Raw genomic sequence first — 8,682 nt, 5'->3', positions numbered from 1 at the left:
GATTCCATGCCGAACTCAGAAGTGAAACGAATTAGCGCCGATGGTAGTGTGGGGCTTCCCCATGTGAGAGTAGGACATCGCCAGGCTTTATATTATGGACACTTGCTTGATAGCGAGTAAGCCACTGCGGAGTGGTAGTTCAGTTGGTTAGAATACCGGCCTGTCACGCCGGGGGTCGCGGGTTCGAGTCCCGTCCACTCCGCCACTTATTGAGAAGCCCTGCTAGAAATAGCAGGGCTTTTTCACATTCTGCGAAAGTGAAATTGGAACGCTCGATATCAAGATATCGTGCTTCGGGAACACGCCGTATCAGCGATACGTCGTTTCGAGAAGCGAGATGTGAGAACGTTCGGCTAGCGCCTCACTTATAGATGCGGGAATCGGGAACGTTCTACTCTCTAACCATCCAATGATTCAGCGAATATATATCGACTCTCAATTCTATAATCTTTTGTTCTAGGTCTTCCTCGCATCCGTAGCAAAGCGTTCCTTGTTCCATAGTGAAACGTCCCATCTCTACACCTTCTGCTTTACATAGTCTCTGATATAGGGCACAACCTCTGCTTCAAACCATGGATTCTTTTTAAGCCATAAAGTATTGCGTGGTGATGGGTGAGGTAGCGGTAGGTATTTTGGAGCCCAACGGCGCCATTTCTGTACCGTTTCAGTCAGTGTTTTTGGCTTATCGTCAAGATAGTAGTTTTGTGCATATTGACCGATCAGCAGCGTCATTTCGACATTCGAAAGCTTTGCGAGTACAGCTTGATGCCATTGTGGTGCACACTCTTTTCTTGGCGGTAAATCGCCACTGCTTCCTCTGCCTGGGTAGCATAATCCCATCGGCATAATGGCGACTTTTCTTGGATCGTAGAACGTCCCTTTATCTAGAGCTAACCATGTTCTTAATCGATCACCGCTGGGGTCATTCCAAGGAATTGAGCTTTGATGTACTCGCAGTCCAGGCGCTTGTCCGATGATTAGCAGGCGCGCGTCTTGATGAGCTTGGATGACAGGGTTAGCTCCTAACGGTAAGTTTGCTTCGCAGAGGCGACATTGCCTAATTTCGTTTAATAGGGGCTCTAACATTAATAGCCTTTACTAAAATCAATCGTGTTATGAAGAGTGTAGCCTTGCTCCCAATCGAGATAGTAGTCGGCGAAGATCTTCACCACTTGTTCTGGGAAGCTAACTGCTGCGATATGGGGAGTCACAGTAATATTAGGGTGTGACCAGTAAGGATGATAATGGGCAAGCGGCTCTTGCTCAAACACATCAAGGAAAGCATGGGCGATTTTATTTTGATCCAAGCTTTCTAGTAACGCTGCTTGATTGATACTAGTGCCACGCCCGACGTTAAAAAATAGAATGCTACGAGCAAGAGCGAAACTTTGCTTATTGAAAATTCCGCGAGTGTCTGGCGTTTCGGGTAGCGTACTGACGACAATATTGGCGCTAGCAATCGCGTTAGAGAGTTCATCGATATGGTAGATGTCATCAAACGGTGAGTCTGGTTTGGGGATCCCACGTGTATTCACGCCGATAACCTTGAGACCAAAAGCCTTGGCTGTTGTCGCTAGGTGGCTACCTATCTCTCCTGTTCCGACAATGACCATAGTTTGACTATCAAGGCAGGTATAAGGAATGGGGTGCCAATCTTTATTCGCTTGCTGTTCTCGGTATTCAAGGAAGTGGCGATAATGAGCAATGGTATAACCTAACACATACTCAGCAATTTGCTGACCGAAAATCCCTTTCACATTTGTCAGCAGATAGTCTTGGCGTAGGCTATCTTTTACCAGAGCATCGACACCAGCATAGACAGACTGTACCCATTCAAGGCTTGTGAACTCATCTAAACATTCGGCGAGCAATGGCGGAGCAGCGAGTAGGATCTGGGCATCTTGCTTGTCTTGTGTGATCTCTAAATTAGGTAGATTGTAAGATTCGACCAACTGGCGATAGTGATCGTTTTGCTCGGTTAAAATATAGAGTTTTTTCGAGAAAATGTTCATAGGCTTTGCTTTTTTCCCTGCTGGTTATCAAGTAAACTGCCGCTGTATTTTTCTGCAACCAATTGAGCCATTATGCTAAGAAACCCACTTCAGCTTCGTCTAGAGAAGTTAGAACCATGGAAACAGATAACCTTCATGGCTTGTCTGTGTGAGCGTATGTATCCAAACTACGCAATGTTTTGTGAAAACACTCAGTTTGCTTCTGCTCGCACTTATCGTGACATCCTGGATAGTATCTGGGAACAACTAACGGTGAAAACTGCGAAGGTTAACTTCGAGCGTCAGCTAGAGAAGTTGGAAGAGCTTATTCCAAGTTCAGAAGATTTCGACTTTTACGGCGTTTACCCAGCAATCGATGCGTGTGTGGCTCTATCGACAATGCTTCATGGTCTTTTGGATCGTGATGATCTTTTTGAAAGCATGCAGAAGGTTAGCCAGCAATCTGTGCTTACGGTCGCGCAATTAGAAGAGGCGCAGACTGGTATTGAGATCACCGATGAAAACCAAAAGGACAACGAAGCGGTTTGTGCTGAATGGGATGTGCAGTGGGCAATCTTCCGTCCGCTGAAAGATGCTGAAGAGCGTGATATTGAATTGATTAAAGATCTGCGCGCTGAGCTAAAAGATGAAGGCGTCAGCAATATTGGTATCGGTCTTTAATTTTTAATTGGTACTAAAAAGGGAGCTTGCGCTCCCTTTGTCTATTTCAGTATTTACTTATCTTTGTCGTTCGATTCAGACTCTTCTTTTTCATCGTCTTCATCATCGTCGCGGCTTTCAATCACGCCGTGCTGCTTTTTCCACTTTTCCCAACGCTCAAAAGCCAGCTCTTGCATGTCAGTGGCGTTATCTGCTTCGTCAACAATCTCTTCACCAACTAAATGCTCAAAGATATCTTCTAGCGTTAGCAGGCCTTGAACTGTGCCATATTCATCTACCACTAACGCAAGCTGAAGGCGTTTAGACAGCATTTGGTCAAATGCCTTAGGCAATGGCATGTTATTTAGCAGAACGTGCACAGGGCGCATTACAGAGCCTAGCTGTTTATCACCACTGCCTGATTGCTTAAGTTTGAATAGCTCTAGGCGGTGAACAAAACCAACGATATTGTCATTCGTTTGACTGTATACCAGTGGACGAGAGAATGGCGTATCACGATGCTCGGTTAAGAACTCTTTGATCGTCATCTCGGCATCAACACGGAATACCACTGGGCGAGGCGTCATTACTTGGGTTACTGGTACATCTTGAATACCCAGTAGGTTGCTTAGGATCTTAGATTCACCTTCGGCGAACTCGCCGCTCTCTTTGGCAAGAATAGCCATCGCTGATAGTTCATCACGCATTTTTGGTGCTTCATGACCACGAGCTAGACGCTTAGTGATCTGTTCTGAGAACCAAACAAATGGAGTCAGTAACCATACCATCCAACGTAGTGTGGTTGCAGCAAACGGCGCGAGTTGACGCCAGTATGTCGCGCCAATGGTTTTCGGTACGATTTCAGATAGCACAAGAATCGCTAGCGTTAGTACACCAGAGAACACGCCGAGCCATTCACTGCCGAACACAACGGCAGCTTGCGCACCGGCGGTTGCTGCACCGATGGTGTGCGCAATGGTGTTAAGCGTCAAGATAGACGCCAGTGGACGGTCAATATCCTGTTTTAGAGCAGTCAGTCTGTCTGCTGCAGGGTGTCCCTGTTGGCGCATTTGAGCAATAAAGCTCGGAGTAATACTTAGTAAGACCGCTTCGAGAACTGAACAGATAAAAGATACGCCAATCGCGACAGTGACGTATATAGTTAGCAGCAACATATTGTTCCTATAAAAGTTATTACCACGACCTAATTTTGCTGCGAATTGCTATCACTGTTCTCAATGGAAGCACGTTCGATATACCTGGGCATTATTGGTGTGTGTATTTTGTCATCGCTCAAGCCCCGTAATATCAGGCTTCACATGACTTGAGCGGTTTATAAATAAGGTTAAATTGGTTGAAAAACAAGTATTGATTATGACTCAACCAGTAACAATTTGTGAGTTAATACTCATATTATGGTTAAAAGTCACGCATTAAAGCCAAAGAATGCCTACAAACCTTTGCCAGATGGGGCATTTATGTTTTAGAGTGAGTTGAATTCGATAACATATGAGAAGGGAAACCTAATGAACAAGACCCAATTAATCGACTTTATCGCTGAGAAAGCAGACCTATCAAAAGCACAAGCTAAAGCTGCTCTTGAAGCAACTCTTGAAGGCGTATCTGGCGCACTTAAAGAGGGTGACCAAGTTCAACTAATTGGTTTTGGTACATTCAAAGTAAACCACCGCGCAGCACGTACTGGTCGTAACCCTAAGACTGGTGCTGAGATTCAAATCGCAGCTGCAAATGTTCCTGCTTTCGTTGCTGGTAAAGCACTTAAAGACGCAGTGAAATAATTTAATTAACGCCAAGGTCATCTGACCTTGGCGTTTGCAAGACCTTATATGAAAAAACACCTCCTTCCTTCACTAATCATCTCTTTTCTTTTCGGCTGTTCAGCTGATATTACTAACTCGACCATTGATGCGACGCTAAACCATTCTGGCGGTCAAAGCATGGGTGATGCCACCAGTCTGTATTGGTTTACCGATAGGCTCGCGATTCCATTAAGTGCTGCTGATTACGTGGTTGCAGGTGACTATGGTTGGTACCAAAGTAATTATCGCTGGGAAGAGGGCAGTGTTAGAGAGCTGATTCGTGAAGGTGAACAACTCAAAGGTAGTCAAGGCTTAGTGCCTTATACGATTCACGTGCGCTTTAACCAACAGGGTGAAGCGGTTTATCAGATGTATCGTCTCGATGGTAAAGTTTTACCCTTGAAAAATGACATGCTTGAGCAGTTGCAAGGTGAAGCGGTCAATGTCGCGGAGAAAACCAAGCAGCAAGAGAAAGAGGGCATGGAGCTTATCCAAGGCTATTGGGATGGACGTGAGTTTGAAACATGTTCTGGCGCTGAATACCACAAGCTCGAGTTTAACCAAAGCTTACCAAGCTTTGTGGTTGATCGCTTAGCGGGTATCGATAGCTTTGTGGCGTTTGTCGGCCGTGCTGACGGAGACAGCTTAGTGATTGAAGACCTGCTAATGCTGTCTGACGATAGCCAATCTTGTATTGCAAGACCTCAGCTACTGGAAAATTAAACTACCCACTGAATTTAGATAAAAAAAGGCGCTCAATGAGCGCCTTTTCTGTTTAGCTTGTCTGATTATGCGTTATTTTCGCGCTCAATCGCTCTATAACCGATATCATTTCGGTAGAACATACCTTTCCAGCTAATTTGTTTAGCAAGCTCGTAGGCGCGTTCCTGCGCTTCAGAAACCGTATTGCCCAACGCTGTCGCGCATAATACACGACCGCCATTAGTCACGATATCACCGGCCTTATTGTCGGTGCCTGCGTGGAAGACTTTCTCGCCCTCAGTTTCAACTTGCGGCAGACCGGAAATAACATCACCTTTGTCGTAAGCGGCAGGGTAGCCGCCAGCTGCAAGTACGATACCAATCGAAGCACGTGGATCCCACTTCGATTCAACTTGGTCGAGTCTCTTGTTTAGCGCAGCAAGACACAGCTCAACCATATCTGATTGCATACGCATCATGATTGGTTGAGTCTCTGGGTCACCAAAGCGGCAGTTGTACTCAATTACTTTTGGAGTGCCAGCTTTATCGATCATTAGTCCTGCATATAGGAAACCGGTGTATGGGTTGCCCTCGGCTGCCATGCCGCGAACCGTAGGGTAAATCACTTCTTCCATAATGCGGTTGTGGATTTCAGTGGTGACTACAGGAGCTGGTGAGTACGCGCCCATCCCCCCTGTATTTGGTCCGGTGTCTTTATCGCCAACACGTTTGTGATCTTGGCTGGTTGCCATTGGTAGTACGTTCTCACCGTCTACCATGACGATAAAGCTCGCCTCTTCACCATCAAGGAACTCTTCGATCACCACGCGGCTACCGGCATCGCCAAATGCATTACCAGCTAGCATATCTTGAATCGCATCTTCTGCTTCTTGCAGCGTCATTGCCACAATCACGCCTTTACCTGCCGCGAGACCATCTGCTTTCACCACAATAGGTGCACCTTGTTCACGAACGTAAGCCAGTGCTGGCTCGATTTCAGTGAAGTTCGCATAAGCGGCAGTAGGGATTTGGTGGCGAGCTAAGAAATCTTTGGTGAAGGCTTTCGAACCTTCCAGTTGCGCAGCGCCTTGAGTTGGACCAAAGATCGCAAGACCTTCTGCTTGGAACGCATCAACCACACCAATCACTAATGGCGCTTCAGGGCCAACGATGGTTAGCTCAATTGAATTTTCTTTGGCGAAATTCACTAAGGTATCAATGTCTTCTACACCGATGTTGACGTTTTCAAGCTTAGGCTCAAGAGCGGTGCCTGCGTTACCTGGGGCAATAAAGATTGTTTCTACGTTAGGGTTTTGTGCGACTTTCCAACCCAGTGCATGTTCACGACCGCCGGCACCAATAATCAATACATTCATGTTTTAAAATCCTTATAGCTGCTTCAGAGCCTTTATTGCTGTGTCAAACATGCTCACTTATGGTCATAAGCTCCGCGTGTTTTCCTTGAACTAAAGTCACTGACTTGCTCTACGTATTTCAAATATCGGAATATTTAAAAAACAAAATTATAAGTCTTGCTCAAAGTAATTGGTGATGTGGCTAGGCAGCAATTGAGCCCATCCCCGGGAGCATGGTCCGCTATGTGACCGGGGTGGGCGAAAGCAGTTAACAACGCCACATCACCAATTACGCAGAGGAAATTAGTGGCGGAAGTGACGCATTCCGGTAAAGATCATCGCCATACCATGTTCATCGGCTGCTGCGATAACTTCGTCATCGCGCATTGAACCACCAGGTTGAATCACACACTTAATGCCTGCTTCTGCTGCTGCATCAATGCCATCACGGAATGGGAAGAAAGCATCTGACGCCATCACGCTACCAGCAACCTCTAGACCTTCATCTGCAGCTTTAATGCCGGCAATTTTCGCTGAGTAGACGCGGCTCATTTGACCAGCACCAACACCAATGGTCATATCGCCTTTCGCGTAAACAATCGCGTTCGATTTGACATATTTCGCTACTTTCCAGCAGAACAGAGCGTCTTTTAGTTCTTCTTCCGTTGGCTGACGTTTTGATACAACTTTTAGGTCGCCCAAGCTAACCATGCCTTGATCACGGTCTTGAACTAGCAAGCCGCCATTAACGCGTTTCACGTCAAAGCCAGTGGTTTGCGTTGACCATTCCCCACATTCTAGTAGGCGAACATTCTTTTTCGCTGCCACGACTTCAACTGCTTCAGCTGACACAGACGGCGCAATGATTACCTCAACAAACTGACGCTCAACGATAGCTGAAGCGGTTGCTGCATCCAGCTCTTGGTTAAATGCGATGATGCCACCAAACGCAGACGTTGGGTCTGTTTGGTAAGCGCGGTTGTAGGCTTCCAAGATGTCTTTGCCTAGTGCCACGCCACAAGGGTTAGCATGCTTGACGATCACACATGCTGGCTCACTGAACTCTTTCACACACTCAAGTGCGGCATCAGTATCAGCGATGTTGTTGTAAGAAAGCGCTTTACCTTGGATTTGGCGAGCTGTCGCAACTGAGGCTTCTTGCGGATGCTCTTCAACATAGAAAGCTGCATCTTGGTGACTGTTCTCACCGTAACGCATATCTTGCTTCTTGATGAATTGCTGGTTGAAGGTGCGAGGGAATTTGCTCTCTTGGTCGCCTTCCTTGTTCTCACCGTAAGAGGGAACCATAGTACCGAAGTAGTTGGCAATCATGCCGTCATACGCTGCAGTGTGCTCAAAAGCGGCAATCGCAAGGTCGAAACGCGTTTCTAGCGTCAATGACGTTTGGTTGGCATCCATTTCCGCGATAACGCGGTTGTAGTCTTTGGCGTTAACTACAATCGTGACATCTTTATGGTTTTTAGCGGCTGAGCGAACCATAGTTGGACCACCGATATCGATGTTTTCGACCGCATCAGCAAGCGTACAGCCTTCTTTAGCTACTGTTTCTGCAAATGGGTATAGGTTGACGACCACCATATCAATTGGATTAATGCCGTGCTTTTCCATGATGTTGTCATCTTGACCGCGACGACCGAGAACGCCACCGTGAACTTTTGGATGCAGGGTCTTAACGCGACCGTCCATCATTTCTGGGAAACCAGTGTAATCAGATACTTCTGTTACTGAGATACCTTTATCAGCCAGTAGGCGAGCAGTACCACCAGTCGATAGAATATCGACACCACGCTCCGCTAGAGCTTGAGCAAACTCAACAATACCTGTTTTGTCTGATACGCTGATAAGCGCGCGGCGAATAGGACGAGCGTTATTCATGCTTCCATTTTCCTCAAATTCACGAATTAAAAGATGCTTGCCAAAAATGAACTTGTTTCTAACCTTGGCTAGAATATTGGCCAGTTTTGGTAAAGACCTTTTGCCATTTCCAAGAGCATTTGCGATGCTCTGAATTTGATGGCGCACATTCTAACTAATTTATTACAAAAAAGCTCGCGCAATCGTTTGGCATCGCAAAAATAATTGTAATTTCCGTCATGTTTAGCTTGATAAGTAACGAAACGGTTAATAGGAAAA

At 46.2% G+C, this 8,682-nt stretch carries 8 protein-coding genes, 1 tRNA gene and 1 rRNA gene; 5 read left to right on the top strand and 5 right to left on the bottom strand.

Going from position 1 to position 8,682, the window contains the following annotated elements; genetic code table 11:
* Positions 1-86 (top strand): 5S ribosomal RNA (rrf, locus tag DPF93_RS18780); the annotation flags it as partial.
* 42 nt (positions 87-128) lie between these two features.
* Positions 129-205 (top strand) — tRNA-Asp (locus DPF93_RS18775).
* Positions 206-516: 311 nt separating this feature from the next.
* On the opposite strand, the gene DPF93_RS18770 is transcribed toward DPF93_RS18775, so the two are convergent.
* Both DPF93_RS18770 and DPF93_RS18765 read right to left on the bottom strand, forming a co-directional pair.
* Complete coding sequence (locus tag DPF93_RS18770; RefSeq protein ID WP_114767577.1) at positions 517-1,086, bottom strand: uracil-DNA glycosylase family protein; 570 nt, start codon at positions 1,084-1,086, stop codon at positions 517-519.
* Positions 1,086-2,012: a D-2-hydroxyacid dehydrogenase gene (locus DPF93_RS18765; RefSeq protein ID WP_114767576.1), complete on the bottom strand. Its 927-nt coding sequence runs from the start codon at positions 2,010-2,012 to the stop codon at positions 1,086-1,088. The genes DPF93_RS18770 and DPF93_RS18765 overlap by 1 nt, the downstream gene beginning before the upstream one ends.
* A 72-nt stretch (positions 2,013-2,084) precedes the next feature.
* On the opposite strand from DPF93_RS18765, the gene DPF93_RS18760 reads away from it, so the two are divergent.
* A complete protein-coding gene (locus DPF93_RS18760; RefSeq protein ID WP_114767575.1) occupies positions 2,085-2,672 on the top strand; it encodes a YjaG family protein in 588 nt (195 codons plus the stop codon).
* 53 nt (positions 2,673-2,725) lie between these two features.
* Here DPF93_RS18760 and DPF93_RS18755 read toward each other — a convergent pair whose 3' ends face one another.
* A complete protein-coding gene (locus DPF93_RS18755; protein ID WP_114767574.1) occupies positions 2,726-3,826 on the bottom strand; it encodes a CNNM domain-containing protein in 1,101 nt (366 codons plus the stop codon).
* A 351-nt stretch (positions 3,827-4,177) separates the two neighbouring features.
* Here DPF93_RS18755 and hupA point away from each other — a divergent pair, with 351 nt between their 5' ends.
* Both hupA and DPF93_RS18745 read left to right on the top strand, forming a co-directional pair.
* Positions 4,178-4,450 carry a nucleoid-associated protein HU-alpha gene (gene hupA / locus DPF93_RS18750; protein ID WP_075649482.1) on the top strand — a complete coding sequence of 91 codons (273 nt, stop codon included), beginning with the start codon at positions 4,178-4,180 and terminating at the stop codon, positions 4,448-4,450.
* Between the two features lie 48 nt (positions 4,451-4,498).
* Positions 4,499-5,194 (top strand): DUF1481 domain-containing protein, encoded by a 696-nt coding sequence (locus DPF93_RS18745; protein WP_114767573.1) that lies wholly within the window; start codon positions 4,499-4,501, stop codon positions 5,192-5,194.
* A 65-nt stretch (positions 5,195-5,259) separates the two neighbouring features.
* On the opposite strand, the gene purD is transcribed toward DPF93_RS18745, so the two are convergent.
* The gene (gene purD / locus DPF93_RS18740; protein WP_114767572.1) at positions 5,260-6,549 is read right to left on the bottom strand and encodes a phosphoribosylamine--glycine ligase; all 1,290 of its coding nucleotides are present in this window, start codon (positions 6,547-6,549) and stop codon (positions 5,260-5,262) included.
* A gap of 282 nt (positions 6,550-6,831) precedes the next feature.
* Positions 6,832-8,424, bottom strand: coding sequence for a bifunctional phosphoribosylaminoimidazolecarboxamide formyltransferase/IMP cyclohydrolase (purH, locus tag DPF93_RS18735; protein ID WP_114767571.1), 1,593 nt, complete (start codon positions 8,422-8,424; stop codon positions 6,832-6,834).
* Positions 8,425-8,682: the final 258 nt, after the last annotated feature.

Source organism: Vibrio rhodolitus, assembly GCF_003350325.1.
GTDB classification, from domain to species: domain Bacteria; phylum Pseudomonadota; class Gammaproteobacteria; order Enterobacterales; family Vibrionaceae; genus Vibrio; species Vibrio rhodolitus.
Note: the sequence above shows the minus strand (reverse complement) of the source record. Positions and strands in the feature narration are given on the sequence as shown.

What these genes read in the sequence shown, in the direction of transcription:
- DPF93_RS18770 (WP_114767577.1), bottom strand. Translation starts at nt 1,086, where the DNA reads ATGTTAGAGCCCCTATTAAACGAAATTAGGCAATGTCGCCTCTGCGAA.
- DPF93_RS18765 (WP_114767576.1), bottom strand. Translation starts at nt 2,012, where the DNA reads ATGAACATTTTCTCGAAAAAACTCTATATTTTAACCGAGCAAAACGAT.
- DPF93_RS18760 (WP_114767575.1), top strand. Translation starts at nt 2,085, where the DNA reads ATGCTAAGAAACCCACTTCAGCTTCGTCTAGAGAAGTTAGAACCATGG.
- DPF93_RS18755 (WP_114767574.1), bottom strand. Translation starts at nt 3,826, where the DNA reads ATGTTGCTGCTAACTATATACGTCACTGTCGCGATTGGCGTATCTTTT.
- hupA (WP_075649482.1), top strand. Translation starts at nt 4,178, where the DNA reads ATGAACAAGACCCAATTAATCGACTTTATCGCTGAGAAAGCAGACCTA.
- DPF93_RS18745 (WP_114767573.1), top strand. Translation starts at nt 4,499, where the DNA reads ATGAAAAAACACCTCCTTCCTTCACTAATCATCTCTTTTCTTTTCGGC.
- purD (WP_114767572.1), bottom strand. Translation starts at nt 6,549, where the DNA reads ATGAATGTATTGATTATTGGTGCCGGCGGTCGTGAACATGCACTGGGT.
- purH (WP_114767571.1), bottom strand. Translation starts at nt 8,424, where the DNA reads ATGAATAACGCTCGTCCTATTCGCCGCGCGCTTATCAGCGTATCAGAC.